The sequence below is a fragment of the Streptomyces sp. NPDC046985 genome (genome assembly GCF_040644415.1).
In the GTDB taxonomy this organism is placed as follows: Bacteria; Actinomycetota; Actinomycetes; order Streptomycetales; family Streptomycetaceae; genus Streptomyces.
Map to the genome: position 1 here is coordinate 150,060 of NZ_JBEYWK010000015.1, position 18,029 is coordinate 168,088.

The following is an 18,029-nucleotide window of genomic DNA, read 5'->3' on the forward strand; positions in this document are numbered from 1 at the left end:
TCACCGCTCCCTGACCAGGGCCGCGTACGCGCCGCCGCGCGCGACCAGTTCCGTGTGCCGCCCGCGCTCGACCACCGTGCCGTGCTGGAGCACCACGATCTCGTCGCTGTCGCGCACGGTGGACAGCCGGTGGGCGATCACCACGCACGCGCAGCCGCGCCGCCGCAAGTTGTCCATGACGATCTGCTCGGTCTCGGCGTCCAGCGCGCTGGTCACCTCGTCCAGCACGAGGATGCTGGGCCGGCGCACCAGAGCGCGGGCGATCTCCAGCCGCTGCCGCTGCCCGCCGGAGAAGTTCCGGCCGTCCTGCTCGACCTTGCTGTGGACGCCGCCGGGGCGGCGCACCACGACGTCATACAGGGCGGCGTCGCGCAGCGCCTCCGCCACGGCCTCGTCCGGGATCGACGGGTCCCACAGGGCGACGTTGTCACGGACCGAGCCCTCGAAGAGGAACACGTCCTGGTCGACGAAGGACACCGAGGCGGCGAGGGCGGCGCGAGGAATGTCCTCCAGCCGCCGCCCGTCGATGCGGATCACCCCCTCCCACGGCGTGTACAGCCCCGAGATCAGCCGGGACACCGTGGACTTGCCGCTGCCCGAGCCGCCGACCAGCGCCACCTGCTGTCCCGGTCCCACGGTCAGGTCGAAGCCGGCGAGCAGCGGCTCGTCCAGCGGGCTGTAGCCGAACGTGACGTTCTCCAGCTCGACGTGGCCGCGCAGCCGCCGGGCCGAGTCGCCGCCGGGGCGGGCGTAGACCGGGTCGGCGCGGAACGTCTCCACGTCCTTGAGCCGGGCGACGTCGGCCGCGAAGTCCTGGATGCGGCCCGCGACGCCGTTGAGCCGGGTCAGCGGCGCGGTGAACCGGGTCACCAGCGCCTGGAACGCGACCAGCAGACCGACCGAGATGTGGCCCTCCACCGCCCGCATCCCGCCGATCCACAGGATCAGCGCGCTGTTGAGAGTGGCCAGGGTCGGAGCTGCCACCCCCAGCCAGGCGCTCGGCACGCCGAGCCGCTGCTGCTCCTCCAGGGTGGCGGCGTGCTGCCCCGCCCAGGTGCGGAAGTAGCCGTCCTCGCCGCCGGTCGCCTTCATCGTCTCGATCGACTGCAAGCCGGTGTAGGCGGTGTTGGTCAGCCGCGCGGTGTCCGCGCGCAGCTTCGCCGTCCGGGTCGCGCGCAGCCGTACGACCACCCGCATCGCCGCGATGTTGAGCAGCGCGACCCCGATGCCGACGAAGGTGAGCTGCGGGTCGTACGTGTACAGGAGCACCGCATAGAGCACGACGACCACCGCGTCCACGCCGGCCGCCGCGAGGTCGCGGGCCAGGGTCTCGGCCACCTGGTCGTTGGACTGGAGCCGCTGCACCAGGTCGGCCGGGCTGCGCTGGGCGAAGAAGGTCACCGGCAGGCGCAGCAGATGGCGCAGGAAGCGGGCGCCGGTCAGGGTGGACGACACCAGCCGCCCGTGCAGCAGGTTGGCCTGCTGGAGCCAGGTCAGCACCGCCGTGAGCAGCACGCACGCGCCCATCGACGCGAACAGCACGCCGAGCAGCGAGGTCTGCCCGCCGATCAGGTACTCGTCGATGTACGTGCGGCTGAGCGCGGGCGCCGCCGCGCCGACCACCACCAGCAGCAGGCTGGCCAGCACCGAGGCGGGCAGCGCGCCCGCGGTGCCGCGCAGCCGGGCCGGGAGCGCGCCCAGGACGCCGGGCCGCCGTCCGCCCCGGACGAAGCCCTCGCCGGGCTCCAGCACCAGCACCACGCCGGTGAAGCTGGTGTCGAAGTCCTCCATGGGCACGAACCGGCGTCCCTTGCCCGGGTCGTTGACGTACACCCCGCGCCGTCCCAGACGGCGGCCCATGCCGTCGTAGACGACGTAGTGGTTGAACTCCCAGAACAGGACGGCGGGCGCCGCCGCCTCGGCGAGAGCCGCGGTGTCCATCTGCATGCCCTTGGCCGTCAGGCCGTAACCGCGCGCCGCCTTCAGCAGGTTGCTGGCGCGCGAGCCGTCCCGGGAGACGCCGCAGGCGATGCGCAGCTCCTCCAGCGGGACATGCCGCCCGTAGTGGCCGAGCACCATGGCGAGCGAGGCGGCGCCGCACTCCACGGCCTCCATCTGGAGCACGGTGGGCGTGCGGACGGTCCGCGCGCGCCGCCGGGGAACCGGGCGCCGCGGCGGGGCGGCCCGACGACGGCGGGTCTCCTGGGCAGTGGTCACGGCAGCAGCCAATCGACGGGGCGCTGGTCGGCCAGGCGGATCGAGGCCGACGCCAGGGTCATGGAGTCGAGCCGGAACGGCGGCCCGCCGGCGGACGACCACCGGTAACCGCTCTTCGTGGCGGACGAGGCGTCGAGCCGTACGAGCACGGCGACCGGGCGCCCTGAGCGGGTGAACTGCTCGCCCAACTGGCCGTCTCCGAGGTAGGCGCCGATCTGCTGCGCCGACTGGGCCGCGCGGTCCACCGCCTTCACCTGGCCGCGCAGCACGCCGTACCGCTGCGCCGGGACCGAGGAGACGGTGAGGTCGACGGCGGCGCCGGCGGGGATGGCGGAGGCGTTCTGCGCGGGCACGTAGACCGTCGCGTACAGCGGGTCGGAGCGGTGCGCGACCTTCTCGACGGCGGCCACGTCCGCGCCGGTGGAGACGATCTGCCCGAGGGCGGCGGCGAGCGCGGTGACCCGGCCCGCGGCGACCGTGCGGACCACCGACTCGCCCTGGCCGGTGCGCACCTTCACCACCGGTGCGCTGGCGGGCAGTTGCTCGCCCTGTTCGGCGAGCACGGCGGTGACCTGGCCGGCCACCGGGCTTTGCAGCAGATAACTGCCCTGCCCGTGGGTGAGGACGGCCTGCGCGGACACCGTGGAGGCCACGGAGCCGGTCACGGCCCACAGGCAGGCGGCGGCGGTCGCGACCAGCGTCACGGAGAGCACGAGCCAGCCCTGCGGTCGGGCGAGCCGGACCGGAAGATCGAGTTCTTCCGGCGACTGGAGCTTGGCGAGGGCCTGTTGGCGGAACTGCACGGAACCTTCCCTCACCGGGGCTGAGACGTTTCGGGATGCCCGTCGAGTCCCGGAGCCGTCTACGGCTCCGGGACTCGACGGTGATGCGGTGCGGTCAGAGACCGGCGACCAGGTTGGTGATCGGGGCGGTGTGCAGACCGGTCACACCTTCGACGGTGCCGACGGCGGTGTCGACCACGCCGGTGACCGGGGCGATGCCGTCCACCACGCCCGTGACGGCGCCGAGGGCGTTCACGGACAGACCGCCGGACACGTTGTCGAGGTCGGCGTCGGAGATCTCAGCGGTCGCAACCTGGGGGGTGGAGTTCATGGGGGAACTTCCCTTCATGTGGGGATGGCAAAAGGGGTGAGCGCCGCCCTCGTCGAAAGACGGGGGAATGGCCGCGGCCACGGGCGCCCGGCGCCGTTCCTGCCAGTGCCCGGCGTGCCCCGCGGTGCGATGGATCAAAGCACGCGGACGCCCGGGGCTTCCACTCAACGAACGCTCCGGCCTGCGGACTTGCCGGCCTTGGCGGGTCAGTCGTGCAGGCGCGGGCACGAGTCGTCGGCCACTTCTTCACAAGCCTTGCCGGGCGGCCCCGTTCGAGCCGTCGCCCGAACAGGGCGGAATCCGGCACTCCGCTCCAAAGGCGCGGGCCCCCACCCCTGATTGTGCAGATCCGCCGGACGCGGTGACCCCGTTGGGAAGCCGCTGTGCAGATTCGCTGAAGCAAGCATTCCGCCCCTGTCCAGGGGTAGTTCGTCGACGCTGCGTGGCCGGTTCGTCACACGTCGTGTCCGATGGCCGGTTCCGCGCTGAACCGGGCTGGTCGGCAAGGGGAGTTGAACGCCCCACTCCCGTCGTGCGTACCAACGGCCGTCCAGGGCCCAACCACTGCCGGACGGCGGCACGGCCGCGTCCCCGGGAGGTCGAGAAGCGTGAGTCACAAGCGAATTCCGAAGCGTAGGGCCGCAGTCGCGGCGGGCGGCGTGGCGGCGCTCGGCGCGGCGGCGATACTGCTGCCGAACGCCCACGCCTCCCAAGGCGGCGCGGCGGACCAGGCCGCCCCCAGAACCCTCCAGGCGAAGGACGCCTCGGACGTCGCCTCGCGGCTGGCCCACACCCTCGGCGACGCCTTCGCCGGCTCCTACTACGACGGCGCCAAGCGACAGCTCGTCGTCGACGTGGCGGGCGGCGGGGACGACGCGGTCATGCGGGCGCGGAAGGCGGGCGCGACCGTGCGCAAGGTCGGCAACAGCTCCGCCGCCCTCAAGTCGGCCGCGCGCACCCTGAAGGCCAAGGCCGCCGTCCCCGGCAGCGCGTGGGCCGTCGACCCGCGCACGAACAAGGTCGTGGTCACCGCCGACCGCACGGTCACCGGCGCCCGGTGGAACCGGCTCCAGTCCGCCGTCCAGGGCCTCGGCTCGGGCATGGCCACCTTGAAGAGGTCGGCCGGCGCCTTCAAGACCTTCGCCTCCGGCGGCGACGCCATCTTCGCCCAGGCCGACGGCGGCGGCACCATACGCTGCTCCCTCGGCTTCAACGTGAAAGCGTCCGACGGCTCTCCGGCGTTCCTGACGGCCGGTCACTGCGGCGTCGCGGCCAAGCAGTGGGCCGACTCCCAGGACGGGCAGCCGGTCGCCACCGTGGACCAGGCGACCTTCCCCGGCAACGACTTCTCCCTCCTCAAGTACGACGACCCGAACACCCAGGCGCCGAGCGAGGTCGCCACCGGGAACGGCCAGACCGTCCCGATCACCCAGGCGGTGGACGCCACGGTCGGCCAGACCGTCTTCCGGATGGGCAGCACCACGGGCCTGCACGACGGGACCGTGACCGGCCTGGACGCCACGGTCAACTTCCAGAGCGAGACCGACCCGAACGGCGTCGACACCGTCAACGGCCTGATCCAGACGAACGTGTGCGCCGAGCCGGGCGACAGCGGCGGCTCCCTGTTCACCCAGGACGGCGGCGCCGTCGGCCTCACCTCGGGCGGCAGCGGCGACTGCACCCAGGGCGGCGAGACCTTCTTCCAGCCGGTCACCGCGGCCCTCCAGGCCACCGGCGCGACCCTCGGCGACGGCGGCGGAGCGGCCGGAAACGGCGACGCGAACGGGGCGGGGGACCAGTCCGGGGCGGACCAGCAGGGCGGCGGGGACCAGCAGGCTGGTGGGGACGGCTCCGGCGCCGACGGATCCGGGGCGGCGTCCGCCGACCCGTCCGGCGCGCAGGGCGGCGCCGCCATGGGCGCGGGGTCCTGACCGGCCGCCATACCGCCTCACCGTCTCACCGCTCCAGCGGTACCGGCGGCGACCGGGCGTAGGCCCGTGGAGGAACAGCGGGGTTGCCGCCGAGGCCGCATCCATCACCGGGGCCTGGCGGCGGCCTGCCGCACGGCGGGCTGCCCCACGGCGGGCTGCCGCACGGCGAACTGCCCGGCGCGCGGCTGACTGTGTGTCGGGGACGGGCGCGGCGTCTCCGTACCGCGCCCGCGGTGCTTCCGTACCGCGCGCGGTGCTTCCGTACCGCGCGCGGTGCTTCCGTACCGCGCCCGCGGTGCTCCCGTACCGGCCCCGCGGTACGCCCGCGGGGCCACTTCACCCCCACAGCGTTCCGGACCCCGGAGTCCGCGTCCCGCATCCTGGACCCGGGCTCCGGAACGCGCCGCGTCCGCCGCCGAGCCGAGGCGAGTCAAGGCCCGTCACAGGGGCTGCGCACGAGGGAGATACGCGCTGTAATGGCCAACGTGGTCAGTGAGGGCGCTACGGCACGCGGAGCGAGGACTGCCCAGGCCGAGCTTGCGCTGCGGACGCTCGCTCACGGGCCGCCCGCTAGCGGCCGAGCGCGCCGCGTCCTGGAACAGGCCCTCGTCTTCGCCGGCGCCGCCTTCGCCGGTCTCTACTTCCTCGGCCTGTCCGGCGACACGCTGCTCCTGGCGGAGTCCGCGGGCGTGCCGCACACCTTGTACGGCCTGCGCGAGGACTACCCCCTCGCCGGAGGCGCCGCGACGGCCCAGGCCCTGCGCCTGCGGCGCGCGGTGTGGCTCGGCCCCGGAGAATCCGCCGCCCGCGCTGACGCCGATGCCCGCGCAGGCAACGGCGCTCATCCCGACGACGGCACCCATGCCGACGACGGCGCTCATGCAGGCGTCGGCGCTCATCTCGACGACGGCGCTCATGCAGGCGACGGCGCCTATCCTGACGACAGCGCCCGCGCCGCCGACGCTGACGGACGGCAGCCGCCCGTGAACGGCGTTTCGCTGGCCGCCCTGCCGCTGCCCGGCCCGAACGGCTGCCTTCTCGCGGTCACCGAGAGTCCGGGCGGCTTCGACGCCGAGGACCGTGCCTGCCTGGAGCTGATCGCCGGGGCCCTCGGCTACCCGCCGTCCGACGAGACCGCCGACGCCGGGGAACTGCCGCCCGACGCCTTCCGCTTCGCCATGGACAGCGGGCGGGTGGAGGCGGGCGACGCCGTCCTCGCCCTGTTCGGCCTCGGCCGCGCCGGTTTCGACGGCAGGGTCGAGACGCTGCTGGCGCTCACCGTGCCCGAGGACCTGCCCGCGCTGATGTCCGTCGTCGAGGCCGACCACATGACCGTAGGCGACCGGGAGCTGGAGTTCCGCGTCGTCCAGCCCCATGGACCGCCCCGCTGGCTGCGGCTGAGCGCCCGGCTGCTGCCCGGCGCGGACGGCCGCCCCGCCCGCCTGGCCGGCGCCGTCGCGGACGCCTCCACTCTGCGCTCCGGCGGCACCGACGTGGCCCGCATCCAGCGGCTCGCCGCCGCCCTGGCGACCGCGGGCACCGTCCGCGACGTGAGCCAGGCGGTGGTCACCGCCCTGCGCGAGCCCCTGCGGGCGGACCGGATCGCACTGGCCGAACTGGAGAACGACCGGCTCGTCTTCACCGTCCTGGTCCCGGCCGCCCCCGCGTCCTGGCCGGACCTGTGGCGCCAGGAGTGGCGCGCCGAGTGGCCCGACGCACCGGTGCGCGCCATGCCCACCCTGGCCGCCGCCCTGCGCGAGGGCCGCACCCGGATCTGGCCCGCCGGGGCCGCCCTGGAGCCCGCGCTGGCCGGGGTCGGGCCCGGCGGACTCGCCGTGCTGCCGCTGCCCGCGGGCGGCCGGACCGCCGGCGCCTGCCTGATCGGCTGGAACGCCCCGCACGACTTCGGCCCCGACGAGCGCGCCCTGCTCACCGCCGCCGCCGGACTGGCCGGCCAGGCCCTGATACGCGCCCACGCCTTCGACGCCGAGCACGAACTCGTCGGCATGCTCCAGCGCACCCTGCTGCCCCGCCGCCTGCCCCGGCTGCCCGGCGCCGAGGCCGTCGCCCGCTATCTGCCCGCCACCGCCGGACTGGAGGTCGGCGGCGACTGGTACGACGTGATCCCGCTGCCCGACAACCACGCGGCCCTCGTCATCGGCGACGTCCAGGGCCACAACGCGGGCGCGGCCACCTTGATGGGGCAGATGCGCACCGCGCTGCGCGCCTACGCCGCCGAGGGACACCCCCCGGACGTGGTGGTCTCGCACGCCAACAGACTGCTGCTGGACATGGAGACCGACCTCTTCGCGACCTGCTCCTACGTCGACGTCGACATGGAGGCCGGTCTCGCCTGGTGCGTGCGCGCCGGGCATCTGCCGCCGCTGCTGCGCCGCCCCGACGGCCGCGTGGAGACCGTCGAGGCGGAGGGCGGCCCGCCGCTCGGCGTGCTCGCGGAGGCCGAGTTCCCCATGACTCCGCTGCGGCTCCGGCCCGGCGCCGTGCTCGCCCTGGCGACGGACGGCCTGGTGGAGTCGCCGGAGGCCGATCTCGACGAGGGGATGAATCGATTCGCCGAGGGGCTGGCCGCCGCCGACCCCGGCCGCCTCGGCCCGGTCGCCGACGCCCTGCTGACCGGCGCCCGCCGCGACGACGACATCGCCCTGCTGCTCATGCGCTACGACGGACTCGCCGTGCGCCCGCTGCGCGAGAGCTGGACGGTGTGGCGGGTGCCCGAGGCGGTCCGGCACGCCCGCCGCTTCACCCGGCGCGTCCTGCGCACATGGGACGTGACGGCGGACGCCGACGCCGCCCTCCTCGTCGTCTCCGAGTTAGTCACCAACGCCCTCGTGCACACCGAGGGGCAGGTCCGTCTGGATCTCACCCTGGTGCACCGCCGGCTGCGCATCGCCGTGGCCGACACCTCGCCGCGCGCCCCCGTCAAGCCGACCAGCATCGGATGGGAGGCCACCGGAGGCCGGGGCGTCCTCCTCGTCGAGGCCGTGTCGGGCGCCTGGGGCAGCCTTCCCGTCAGCGGCGGCAAACAGGTGTGGTGCGAGCTGGTCCTGGGCCGGTGACCGCGGCCGCCGGTCCCAGGCGACCGGTGGTGACGGCGGCGCGGCGGTTCAGGTCCCGTCCGACGCGGCGCCGCCGTCGGACTCCGCGACCCGCTCCACGTCGGCCTCGATCTCCGAGCGGGACCTGCCCTCGTCGCTCGCGTACTCGTTCAGCGCGCCCTGGAGATCGCGGGCGAGGTCGCGCCAGGCCCGCCATGCCGTCTCGTACGTCTCCGTCTGCATCCCGGTCCAGCGCTCCTGCGCGGGCGGCCCGTAGTCCTCCCGCAGTTGCTCGACCCGTTGGTGCGCCTCGTCGGCCGCGCGATGCTTGGCCACCAGCTCTTCGAAGGTGTGTGCCACAGCCCAGGACCCTAAGCACCGGCCGGGTCGCGGGCGCTCAGACCTGCCGTGACGCCGGTACGGCACACCCGTGTGGCGGGTGGCGCGACCCCGCGCCCACCGCCTCCCGCGGCACGCCGCGCGCTCCCTTCGCCGCAACTGGGCGGCGCTCTCCACCGCGGTGCGACAGGCGCTCCTTCCGCTGTCGCGCCCTCGGCGGACTCCTCCGCGTCGGCGCCGCCGTACTTCATCCGAACTCCGGCGAATCCGTCGAAGCCGGACGGGTACCCGCGCGCCATGGACATCAGCCGATACGAAGCAGCCGCCGCGGGCTCCGCCCTCGCGGGCGTCGTCATCGTCGTCGGCGCCCTCGTCGTCGTGGCCGCCCTGGTGTGGGCCGTCCGGCTCGGCATCCGGGTCAAGCAGGACGAGTCGAGGACGTCGCGAGGCGGGAAGCACCCGACGACTCTGCCGGACTCCGGTCCGGCGCACGAGACGCAGCAGCGACGCGAACCGGACGAAGTGCCGCGGGCCGAGGAGACGGGGCGGCGCCTGACGCCGCACGAACTGGGCTCGCCCGGGACCAGGCGCAGCGACGACCAGGGCCGCCGACGCTGGTCCGACTCCGGCTGAGCCGTGCCCGTACGGGACGGGGGGAGGGTTTTCCCTGGTCCCGCACGGGCACCTGAAGGGGCGTAGACGCACGCCCCCATGGCGGGGGAGACCGCAGAGCAGAAGGAAGATGAGACGTCGTGATCGTGCACCGTCCCGAGAAACCGGACGTCCGGCGAGCCGAGACGGGGTGGGCGACGGCCCGCCGGGTGCGTCGGAACGGGGTGCGCACCTGCCTTCCGGCGATCGACGCCACCGGTCCGCGCCGCGAGCGCGGCGGCCCGGAGAACGGCGCCGACTGGAACATCGTGCGGGGCGAGGACTGAGCACTGAGGGCTGAGCACTGAGGGCTGAGCACTGGGGACTGGCGTCGGCCTGTCGACTGGCCTCCGTCGGCTGCCCTTCTCAGGTCTGCCGACCCCGATGCGCCCTGCACGCGTGCGGGGCTGCACGCCGTATGCCTTTCATGCGTGCGGGGCGCATGCCGTGTGCCCTCCGCGCGGGCGCGTCAGCCGTGCGTCGTGGACAGCGACCGCAGGATCTCTGCGGCGGTGCCGGTCTCGCCCAGGCGGGGGAAGATCCGGGTGACGCTGTTCTCGTGCGCCTCGGCGCTCATGTCGGCCATCGCGTCGGTGGCCAGGGTGACGTGATAGCCGTGCTCGTAGGCGGCGCGGGCGGTGGACTCCACGCCGATGCTGGTCGCGATGCCGGTCAGCACGATCTGCGTCACCCCGCGGCGGCGAAGCTGGACGTCGAGGTCGGTGCCGTGGAAGGCGCCCCAGTTGTGCTTCGTGACGGTGAGGTCGCCCGGATGCCCGGCCAGCTCGGGAACGATCTCGTCCCAGCCCTCCGCACGGCTGACGCGGGGGGCGCCCTCGGTGCGGCCGGGCGGGATGTCGCCGGAGTCGGACGCGAAGGAGACCCGGACCAGCACGACGGGCAGGCCACGGGCGCGGAAGGCGTCGGCCAGCTCTGCCGTGCGGGCCACCGCCTCGGCGCCCGGAACGGGAACGGTCGGCGCGGCGACGATGCCGGCCTGGAGGTCGATCGCCACGAGGGCGGTGCGCGGGTCGAGTGCGGTGACTGCCATGGATCAGGCCTTTCGGAGGGTGCGGGGGGTGAGACGTGCGAGCGACCGGTCGGGCAGGACGCTCAGCAGGAGCAGCGCCGATCCGGCGGCCATGAGCAGGGCCAGGCCGTGCAGCCCGGCCGTGTCGGCGCGGTGCGGGAAGAACCCCGCCGTGGCGGCGGAGGCGCTCAGCGCGCCGAGGTAACCGAAGGTGCGCAGCAGCCCGGCGGCCGAGGCGATCCGCTCCGGAGCGGCCTGCCGGTACAGCGCGTTCTGGGTGGCGAGGCCGATCAGGCCCTGGGGCACGCCCATCACCGCGCCCGCGCCGAGCAGCAGCCACACAGGGCTGCCAGCGCCGACGCACAGCAGCAGGGCGCAGCCCGCGACCTGGACGGAGGCGCCGACGACGAGTTTCGCCCGGACCGCCTCCCGCCGCCCGGTGAGGGTGGAGACGACGAGGGCGGCGGCCGACAACGGCAGCAGCACCAGTCCGGCCGTGGAGGCGCTGAGCCCCCGGCCCTCCTCCAGCCACTGCGTGTAGCCGTACAGGAAGGCGTAGGACGCGGTGTAGCCGAGCAGTTGCCGCAGATACGTGGCCAGCAGCGGGACGTTGCCGCTCAGCACCCGGAGGTCGACGAACGGCTGGGCCGCCCGCAGTTCGCGCACCGTGAAGGCGGCGCCGGCCGCGGCGGCGAGCAGCGGCAGGTACCAGCGGTCCGCTCGCGGGGCCGTCAGGAACAGCATCAGCGACACCAGCGCCCCGGCGAACAGGGCCATGCCGAGCAGGTCCACGCCCCGCCGGGAGCCCGCGGCCGGCCGCTCCTTCGGCAGCCGCAGGGCGCCGAGCACCAGACAGGCCGCGGACAGCGGCACGTTGACGGTGAACACCGCGCGCCAGCCGCCGGCGCCGATCAGCAGCCCGCCGAGCGCCGGCCCGACCACGGCCACCGTCTGGTTGGCGACGGCGAGCGCCGTCAGCACGCCCGCCGGACTGTCCTGACCGGTCCGTTCGGCCTCGCGCCGGGTGAGCTGCATCGCCGCCGGATAGGCCGCCGACGTCCCGAACCCCAGCAGCACCCGCGCGCCCACGAGGGCGCCCAGCGACGGCGCGAGGACGCCCAGCAGGCCCGCCGCGCCGACCAGCGCCGTGCCGCAGAGATACAGCCGGCGCGGTCCGTACATGTCCACGAGCCGCCCGATGACCGGCTGGCCCACGGCGGTCGCCAGGTACAGCGCCGAGATCAGCCAGACCGTCTGCGACGGCGGGGCTCCGAAGGCGGCGCCGATCGGCACCAGAGCCACCGCGATCATCGAGGAGTTGATCGGGTTGAGGACGGAGCCGAGGATCATCGGCGGGATGAGCCGTCGGTCGAAGGCGTCGGGGGCCGGGCTACCGGCCTCGGCGGTGCCGGTGCTGCGGGTGAGCCTCGGCTTCACGACCGGGTCAGCCGTTCCAGCAGGGCGAACGCCTCGATCAGGGTCTGCCGCTCGTCCTCGCTGTACCGCTCCTGCAAGGCCCGGGGCAGCCACTCCTGGCGGACCTGCCGATTGCCCTCGATGCGCTCGCGGCCGCCGTCGGTGAGGGTGACCAGTTGCCGCCGCCCGTCGTCGGGATCGGGGGCGCGCCGGATGAGCTGTCGGCGCTCCAGCACGGCGAGCGTGGCGGCCATCGACTGCGGCCTGACCCCCTCGGCGGAGGCCAGCGCGCTGGCCGTGGCCGCGCCGTGCTTGCCGACCAGGGTGAGCGCCGACACCTGGGACGGCGTCAGGTCCTCGTCCTGCGCGACCTCGCGGATGCGGCGGCGCAGCCTGCTGAACACCACGCGCAGGTCGCGCGCGGCTATGGCGGCGGATGCGGAGACGCCCTCGGGCGCGGGGACGGACTGGTCGGTCATGGCGCCACGATAAAACCATCAAGTGAAACTGTCCAGTTTGCCTGTGCAGCCCAGCCTGAAGAACTGCCGCCCGCGCCGGGCATCCGTCGCCCGCGCCGAGCATCCGCCGTCCGCGCCGAGCATCCGCCGTCCGCGCCGAGCATCCGCCGTCCGCGCCGAAGATCCGCTGCCCGCCCCGAGCATCCGTCGCTCGCGCTGAAGATCCGCCGCTCGCGCCGCGCCGGGCGCCCGGCGATACGCTGGCGCCGTGCGTCTCCTGCTGATGACCGACACCCATCTGCCCAAGCGCGCCAAGGAGCTGCCCGAGCGGCTGCTCGCCGAGGTCCCGCGCGCCGACGTCGTCGTGCACGCGGGCGACTGGGTCGACGCCGACACCCTCGACCTGCTGGAGAGCCGCAGCCGCCGGCTGATCGGCGTGTACGGCAACAACGACGGTCCCGAACTGCGGGCCCGCCTGCCGGAGGTGGCGCGCGCCGAACTGGACGGGCTGCGGTTCGGCGTCGTGCACGAGACCGGTGCGGCCGCCGGGCGCGAGGCCCGCTGCGCCGCCCGCTTCCCCGACCTCGACGTCCTGGTCTTCGGTCACAGCCACATCCCCTGGGACACCGTCGCGCCCTCCGGGCTGCGCCTGCTCAATCCCGGTTCGCCGACCGACCGGCGCCGCCAGCCCCACTGCACGTACATGACCGCGACGCTGACCGGAGGCCGCCTCGCCGAGGTGGAACTGCACCGGCTGCCCCGCCGCTCGGAGGCGTAGACGGAAGCGGGCGCCGACTCCCCGGACGTGGAGGAGGGGCGGTCCCGTCAGGGGGGCCGCCCCGGGGTCACTTCCCTTTCTCGAGCCGACTTCGCGGCGAGATCCGGGCCGCTCCGTGCGCGGAAGCGGACCGGGAGCTGCGAGAAGACGCTGTCACGGACCTCCTTCCGAAGCGAGGTGGTATAGCACATGTGCTGTCGAGGCGTAGGCGCCTCTTCCGATGTCAGGCCGCATACCCGGTGGGTGGTGCCCCAACCATCCCTCATCGGATGAATTGCGAGAATCTGTGCCGTGCGGAAATCCGCCGGTCCGGTGGCAGGGAAGGCTATGAGCCGGTGCTCCGGGGAGTTCGGCCCGTGGGCTGTTCTGCCGCCGTGTCCCTCCACTACCGCGCCCGTCCACCCTGACATCGTGGGGGCCGTTCCCTGGCGGGCTGTTCGCCGCTAGACGGAACCTGTCGCGTGGATGGCGCCGGCGGTCTCGGTCAGGGGCGTTCCGGTGCCGCCCCAGCGCAGCGAGACGATCTCGGCCGCGACGGACACGGCCACCTCCTCCGGCGTGCGGGCGCCGATGTCGAGCCCGACCGGCGAGCGCAGCCGGGACAGCTCGTACGGCGCCAGACCGGCCTCGACCAGCCGTTCCAGCCGGTCGCGGTGGGTGCGGCGGCTGCCCATCGCCCCGATGTACGCGGCCGGCCGGCGTAGCGCCTCCTCCAGCAGCGGCACGTCGAACTTCGGGTCGTGGGTGAGCACGCAGATCACCGTGCGCTCGTCGGTGTCCGTGCCCGCCAGGTAGCGGTGCGGCCAGTCCACGACGACCTCCACGGGGTCCGGGAACCGCTTCGGCGTGGCGAACACCGGACGGGCGTCGCACACCGTGACCCGGTAGCCGAGGAAGGCGCCGATCCGGGCCACGGCGGCGGCGTAGTCGATCGCGCCGAACACCAGCATCCGCGGCGGCGGGGCGAAGGAGTGCAGGAACACCGTGACGGCGTCCTCGCGCCGCTCGCCGCGCGGCCCGTAGTGGCGCAGACCCGTGGCGCCCAGGGCCAGCTCGCCGCGGGCGTCCGCGGTGACCGCCGCGTCGAGGCCGGGCTCGCCCAGGGCGCCGCTCACCTTCCGGGCCCACACCGCGAGGGTCGCTCCGCGCGGCGCCGGGCCGTCGACCACCGTCGCCACCGTCACCGGCTCGCCGCGCGCGACCGACGCGGCGACCGCGCCGAAGGCGGCGTCCGACTCGGGCGTCACCGGCCTGACCAGCACACCGATCTCACCGCCGCAGGTGAGGCCGACCGCGAACGCGTCCTCGTCGCTGAAGCCGAACGTCTCCCAGCGCGCCTCGCCGGTCGCCACGGCCTGCTGGGCCAGCTCGAAGACCGCCCCTTCCACGCATCCCCCGGACACGCTGCCCACGACCTCGTCGCCCGGCCCGACGGCCATCGCCGCGCCGGGGTCGCGGGGTGCGCTGCGACTGACCGAGACGACCGTGGCGAGCCCGAACGGCGCCCGCGCCGCGTACCAGCGCCCGAGCGCCGGAAGGATGTCACGCACACTCCGCTCCTCTCCTGCGGGACCGTGCCCGGCGGTGATCCGCGCGGCTACCGGCGCCTGCCCGCCCGCGCTGCCCGCCCGCTCTGGCCGCCCGCTCTGTGTGCACGGTACGACGCCCCGGGCCCCGTCACCGCTCCCGCCGGGCCGAAGCCCGCGGCGACCACCCGGCCGCGGCGCCTCGCGCACCACCCGCGGCGAACGGCGCACCGCCCACGGGTCGCCGCGTACCGCCTGCGGCGCATTGTGTACAGCCTGCGGCACATGACGCACCGCCTGTGGGTCGCCGCGGACCGCCCGCAGCGTTCCGCGCACCGCCTGCGGTACGTGGCGTACCGCCTACAGCGCGCCGCGCGCGGCGCGCAGGTCACCGCGTAGCGCCTGCGGCACACTGCGCGCCGCCCGCAGATCGCCGCTTACAGTCCGCTGGGCCAGCACCCGCGCGAGGTGCGTCCGGTACTCGGACACGGCCTAGGCTGCCCACAGCGGCCGGGTGCCCCGCGCTGCCCCAGGCGGCCCGCTCCACCGCGTCGGCGTCGACCGCCTCAGACAGCGCCACCCGGTCGCGGCGGCCCTCAGCGGGGGCGCCCCCGGCATCGGCGGCCCGGGTGGGGACGGCCACCCCACAGCCCGGCCCGGTCCACGGCGCGTGTGTGCGGCGAACGCAGCGAGCGGGGGTGACCGGCCCGGGAAGTCGACGGGGCGGTGCGGTGCGGAGGCAGGGCTTACGGGGGCGGCGGGGCGTCAGCCCGCTGCCCGGTTCACCGCCGCCAGCACCGGCGCCACGCCGTCCTCCGCCCGGATCAGGGCGCCCAGGGTCTCTGCCCGCTCGCGGTGCACGGCGCCCCGGGCGGCTCGGGCGAGTGCCGCGGCGAGCGCGTCGGAGGTGAGCCCGCGCAGCGGTACCGCACACGGGGCCACGCCGAGCCGGACCAGCCGCTCCGCCCAGAAGCCCTCGTCGAACTGGACCGGCACCGGCACGGCGGGCACTCCGGCGCGCAGCCCGGCCGCCGTCGTGCCCGCCCCCGCGTGATGCACCACGGCCGCCATGTGCGGGAACAGGGCGGAGTGCGGCACCTCGTCCACGGTCAGCATGTCCTCGCCCGCCGCCGCGAGACCGCTCCAGCCCCGCTGCACCACCCCGCGCAGCCCCGCACGGCGCAGCGCGCGGACGATCGTCGCGCTCAGCCGGACCGGGTCGGGCACCGTGGCGCTGCCGAGCCCGACGAAGACCGGCGGCGGCCCCGCGCTCAGGAACGCGCGCACCTCCTCCGGCAGCCGGACGTCACGGTCGAACGGCCACCAGTAGCCGCACACCTGGAGACCGTCCCCCCAGTCGCGCGGCCGGGGCACCACCAGCGGGCTGAAGCCGTGCTGCACCGGCAGCCGCGGCCTGGTCCGGATCCGGCGGACGACGCCGCCGCGGCCGGGCGGCAGCCCCAGCCGCGCGCGGACGCCGGGCACCGCGGCCGAGAAGACCCGCCCCACGGCGAGGTTCACCCCATGCCCCGCCACCCGGTTCGCCGTCGCCCCCCAGTGGCCGCCGCCGAGCAGCGCGGGCGCGAACTCCGCGGTGGGGGAGAGCGGTTGCAGATGGGCGCTCATGCTGGGCAGGCCCAGCGCCTCGGCCATGGCGTGTCCGACCGGCCCCAGGGAGCCGGACAGCAGCAGCATGTCGCTCTTCTCCGCCGCCGCGATCAGGTCGTCCGTCATCCGGGCCAGAGCCGCCCGCGCCAGGACGACGCCTCGCAGCACCTTGCCCGCACCGGTCCCGCTGCGGTGCAGCCCCCGCCCGCGCGCGGACTCCAACTCGGCCCGCGGATCCACCGGCAACGGAGCGAACCCCACGCCCGACCCCGCGACCAGCGGCTCGAAGCACGCGTGGGTGACCAAGGTGACGGCATGGCCCGCTCGGGCCAGGCCGTGCCCCAGTCCGGTGAAGGGGGCCACATCGCCTCGGGACCCCGCCGTCATGATCGCTACGCGCACGTCGGCCAGTATGGCCGCGCCGCTCGCCACGGCCCGCGAACGACCCGTCTGACCTCGACGCCGTCACCCCGAGGCGGGCGCGCCCGGCGCGCGGGCGAGGGCCGGGGGCGGCGGGCTCCAGTCGCCCCCCACCCGTGGATGCGCCCGGCGTGCGGGCGAGGGCCGCCCGGGTCCGGTCCGGGCCCGCTCCGGGTCCGCTCCGGCCGCGGAGGCCGCCCCGCCCCCTGCCTCGCCCCGCCCCCTGCCCCGGGGCGCCCGCTCTGCTCCCAGACGCCCGCTCCCGGCCCGGCGCCGACGCCGATGACGGCGCCGCCGACGACGACACCTAGGCCCAGACGTCACCCGCCTGCGCGCCCAGCCGCCCGGATCACGCCCCGAGCTGCCGGGCGGCTGCCTCCACCGTCTGCTCCAGGAGCGTCGCGATGGTCATCGGGCCGACTCCGCCCGGCACCGGCGTGATGAGCGAGGCGCGTTCCGCCGCCGAGTCGAAGTCGACGTCGCCGACGTTGCCCTCGTTGTAGCCCGCGTCGATCACGACCGCGCCGGGCTTGACGTCCTCGCCGCGCACGAGCCGCGGCCGGCCCACCGCGGCGACGACGATGTCGGCCTCCCGCACCACGGACGCCAGATCCGCGGTCCGCGAGTGGCAGTAGGTGACCGTGGCGTTCCGCGCCAGCAGCAGCATGCCCACCGGCTTGCCGAGGATCGCGCTGCGCCCGACCACGACGGCGCGCTTGCCCGCGGGGTCCACGTCGTAGGCGTCGAGCAGCCGCATGATGCCGCCGGGCGTGCAGGAGACGAAGCCCGGCAGGCCGAAGCTCATCGTGGCGAAAGAGGCGAAGGTGACGCCGTCGACGTCCTTCTCGGGCGCGATCGCCTCGAACGCGGCCCGCTCGTCGACGTGCTCGCCCACGGGGTGCTGAAGCAGGATGCCGTGGACCGACGGGTCCTGCGACAGCGACCGGAGCGTGCCGACCAGCTCCTCGGTGCCGGTCGTGGCGGGCAGGGCGACGCGCCGGGAGTCGATCCCGGCCGCGCGGCAGCGGTTCTGCTTCATACGGACGTACGTCACGGAGGCGGGATCCTCGCCGACCAGCACCGTCGCCAGGCACGGGGCCGTGCCGGTGCGGTCGGTGAGGTCGGCGGCCCGCTGCGCGGTCTTCTCGACGATCTGCCGGGCGAGCGCGGCGCCGTCCATGAGGCGTGCTGGGGACATGTGCTGCTCCTGAGCGTGCGATGGATCGCCCAGGCGCGCGGCTACGACTCGATGAGGGCCGCTCCCCGGTGGTGCTCCACCTCAGCGCCAGTCACGGCCCCGCCCCAGCGTACTCACTCACTCGTCGCCGCATGGAGGGGCCTCGCCGAACCCGGTCCGCGTGATCCCGGCGAGCGGACGAAGCCCGTCCTTAACCAGGTCACCGGCCCGGTCTCGCCGCGGTGCGGACCGGTCCCCGCCGTCCGCGGCGCCGAGCCGACGCGGACCGGCGCCCGGCGCGCACTCCGT

At 75.0% G+C, this 18,029-nt stretch carries 15 protein-coding genes and 1 riboswitch; of the genes, 5 read left to right on the forward strand and 10 right to left on the reverse strand.

Annotated elements, in window-relative coordinates; all coding sequences use genetic code 11:
• The 3 genes from ABZ861_RS20680 to ABZ861_RS20690 all read right to left on the reverse strand — a co-directional run bounded on the left by ABZ861_RS20680 (position 1) and on the right by ABZ861_RS20690 (position 3,330).
• Positions 1 to 2,217, reverse strand: coding sequence for an NHLP family bacteriocin export ABC transporter peptidase/permease/ATPase subunit (locus tag ABZ861_RS20680; RefSeq protein WP_361632078.1), 2,217 nt, complete (start codon positions 2,215 to 2,217; stop codon positions 1 to 3).
• On the reverse strand, positions 2,214 to 3,020 hold the full coding sequence (locus ABZ861_RS20685) for an HlyD family efflux transporter periplasmic adaptor subunit (protein WP_361632080.1): 807 nt from the start codon (positions 3,018 to 3,020) through the stop codon (positions 2,214 to 2,216). Before ABZ861_RS20685 ends, ABZ861_RS20680 begins: the two co-directional genes overlap by 4 nt.
• 94 nt (positions 3,021 to 3,114) lie before the next feature.
• Positions 3,115 to 3,330, reverse strand: a complete 216-nt coding sequence (locus ABZ861_RS20690) for a type A2 lantipeptide (protein WP_361632082.1) — start codon at positions 3,328 to 3,330, stop codon at positions 3,115 to 3,117.
• Positions 3,331 to 3,938: 608 nt separating this feature from the next.
• On the opposite strand from ABZ861_RS20690, the gene ABZ861_RS20695 reads away from it, so the two are divergent.
• Positions 3,939 to 5,261, forward strand: coding sequence for a S1 family peptidase (locus ABZ861_RS20695; protein WP_361632084.1), 1,323 nt, complete (start codon positions 3,939 to 3,941; stop codon positions 5,259 to 5,261).
• Positions 5,262 to 5,737: 476 nt separating this feature from the next.
• A complete protein-coding gene (locus ABZ861_RS20700; protein WP_361632086.1) occupies positions 5,738 to 8,338 on the forward strand; it encodes a SpoIIE family protein phosphatase in 2,601 nt (866 codons plus the stop codon).
• A gap of 48 nt (positions 8,339 to 8,386) precedes the next feature.
• Here the strand turns inward: ABZ861_RS20700 and ABZ861_RS20705 are convergent, their stop codons facing one another.
• Positions 8,387 to 8,677 (reverse strand): hypothetical protein, encoded by a 291-nt coding sequence (locus ABZ861_RS20705; protein ID WP_361632088.1) that lies wholly within the window; start codon positions 8,675 to 8,677, stop codon positions 8,387 to 8,389.
• 276 nt (positions 8,678 to 8,953) lie between these two features.
• Between ABZ861_RS20705 and ABZ861_RS20710 the strand changes: the two genes are divergently transcribed.
• Together ABZ861_RS20710 and ABZ861_RS20715 are read left to right on the forward strand one after the other, a co-directional pair.
• Positions 8,954 to 9,289: a DUF6479 family protein gene (locus tag ABZ861_RS20710; RefSeq protein WP_361632090.1), complete on the forward strand. Its 336-nt coding sequence runs from the start codon at positions 8,954 to 8,956 to the stop codon at positions 9,287 to 9,289.
• Between the two features lie 119 nt (positions 9,290 to 9,408).
• On the forward strand, positions 9,409 to 9,594 hold the full coding sequence (locus ABZ861_RS20715) for a hypothetical protein (protein WP_361632092.1): 186 nt from the start codon (positions 9,409 to 9,411) through the stop codon (positions 9,592 to 9,594).
• 182 nt (positions 9,595 to 9,776) lie between these two features.
• On the opposite strand, the gene ABZ861_RS20720 is transcribed toward ABZ861_RS20715, so the two are convergent.
• The 3 genes from ABZ861_RS20720 to ABZ861_RS20730 are packed head-to-tail and all read right to left on the reverse strand — an operon-like array spanning position 9,777 to position 12,232.
• On the reverse strand, positions 9,777 to 10,358 hold the full coding sequence (locus tag ABZ861_RS20720; protein ID WP_361632094.1) for an isochorismatase family protein: 582 nt from the start codon (positions 10,356 to 10,358) through the stop codon (positions 9,777 to 9,779).
• A 3-nt stretch (positions 10,359 to 10,361) separates the two neighbouring features.
• Positions 10,362 to 11,774, reverse strand: a complete 1,413-nt coding sequence (locus tag ABZ861_RS20725) for an MFS transporter (RefSeq protein WP_361632096.1) — start codon at positions 11,772 to 11,774, stop codon at positions 10,362 to 10,364.
• Positions 11,771 to 12,232, reverse strand: a complete 462-nt coding sequence (locus ABZ861_RS20730) for a MarR family transcriptional regulator (protein WP_361632098.1) — start codon at positions 12,230 to 12,232, stop codon at positions 11,771 to 11,773. The genes ABZ861_RS20725 and ABZ861_RS20730 overlap by 4 nt, the downstream gene beginning before the upstream one ends.
• A 247-nt stretch (positions 12,233 to 12,479) precedes the next feature.
• On the opposite strand from ABZ861_RS20730, the gene ABZ861_RS20735 reads away from it, so the two are divergent.
• Positions 12,480 to 12,989 carry a metallophosphoesterase gene (locus ABZ861_RS20735; RefSeq protein WP_361632100.1) on the forward strand — a complete coding sequence of 170 codons (510 nt, stop codon included), beginning with the start codon at positions 12,480 to 12,482 and terminating at the stop codon, positions 12,987 to 12,989.
• A 443-nt stretch (positions 12,990 to 13,432) separates the two neighbouring features.
• On the opposite strand, the gene ABZ861_RS20740 is transcribed toward ABZ861_RS20735, so the two are convergent.
• From ABZ861_RS20740 to ABZ861_RS20750, 3 genes are all read right to left on the reverse strand, one after another.
• Positions 13,433 to 14,539, reverse strand: coding sequence for an XdhC/CoxI family protein (locus tag ABZ861_RS20740; RefSeq protein ID WP_361632102.1), 1,107 nt, complete (start codon positions 14,537 to 14,539; stop codon positions 13,433 to 13,435).
• Between the two features lie 741 nt (positions 14,540 to 15,280).
• Entirely contained in the window at positions 15,281 to 16,510 is a 1,230-nt protein-coding gene (locus tag ABZ861_RS20745) for a glycosyltransferase (RefSeq protein WP_361632205.1), read from the reverse strand.
• A 382-nt stretch (positions 16,511 to 16,892) separates the two neighbouring features.
• A complete protein-coding gene (locus ABZ861_RS20750; RefSeq protein ID WP_361632104.1) occupies positions 16,893 to 17,741 on the reverse strand; it encodes a bifunctional 5,10-methylenetetrahydrofolate dehydrogenase/5,10-methenyltetrahydrofolate cyclohydrolase in 849 nt (282 codons plus the stop codon).
• 20 nt (positions 17,742 to 17,761) lie between these two features.
• Positions 17,762 to 17,846, reverse strand: a riboswitch (ZMP/ZTP riboswitch).
• Positions 17,847 to 18,029 lie beyond the last annotated feature (183 nt).

Excerpts from the sequence above, each read along its gene's own strand:
- ABZ861_RS20700 (WP_361632086.1), top strand. The coding sequence starts at position 5,738 with ATGGCCAACGTGGTCAGTGAGGGCGCTACGGCACGCGGAGCGAGGACT.
- ABZ861_RS20745 (WP_361632205.1), bottom strand. The coding sequence starts at position 16,510 with ATGACGGCGGGGTCCCGAGGCGATGTGGCCCCCTTCACCGGACTGGGG.
- ABZ861_RS20750 (WP_361632104.1), bottom strand. The coding sequence starts at position 17,741 with ATGTCCCCAGCACGCCTCATGGACGGCGCCGCGCTCGCCCGGCAGATC.
- ABZ861_RS20710 (WP_361632090.1), top strand. The coding sequence starts at position 8,954 with ATGGACATCAGCCGATACGAAGCAGCCGCCGCGGGCTCCGCCCTCGCG.
- ABZ861_RS20690 (WP_361632082.1), bottom strand. The coding sequence starts at position 3,330 with ATGAACTCCACCCCCCAGGTTGCGACCGCTGAGATCTCCGACGCCGAC.
- ABZ861_RS20720 (WP_361632094.1), bottom strand. The coding sequence starts at position 10,358 with ATGGCAGTCACCGCACTCGACCCGCGCACCGCCCTCGTGGCGATCGAC.
- ABZ861_RS20730 (WP_361632098.1), bottom strand. The coding sequence starts at position 12,232 with ATGACCGACCAGTCCGTCCCCGCGCCCGAGGGCGTCTCCGCATCCGCC.